Genomic DNA, 290 nt, shown 5'->3' on the forward strand with positions numbered 1-290 from the left:
CGAGGCCCCAGCGGTGGCGCAGCACCTCGATCAGGCCGGCGTCGCCGCCGGTCGAGACGATGTAGGCGTCGACCGCGTCGCCAGGGGCAGCTTCGAGCAGGAGGAATGTGCCGATGATGACGATCGAAAGCACAAAGACGCTGCCGACGAGACGGCGGCGGATGAGGGCGAGGGCGCGGGTCATGGCGAAAGGATGCTCCTCGCAATCCTCGGAGGTCGCGCTCTACGGCGCCCCCCTCTGTCCTGCCGGCCATCTCTCCCACAAAGGGCGAGATAAGCTGTCACTGCCC

At 67.6% G+C, this 290-nt stretch carries 1 pseudogene; it reads right to left on the reverse strand.

The features are described 5' to 3' along the window. A pseudogene (locus tag EN807_RS34705) lies at positions 1 to 184 on the reverse strand (ABC transporter permease); the annotation flags it as partial. Positions 185 to 290 lie beyond the last annotated feature (106 nt).

Source organism: Mesorhizobium sp. M5C.F.Ca.ET.164.01.1.1, assembly GCF_004792125.1.
Taxonomy (GTDB): domain Bacteria; phylum Pseudomonadota; class Alphaproteobacteria; order Rhizobiales; family Rhizobiaceae; genus Mesorhizobium; species Mesorhizobium wenxiniae.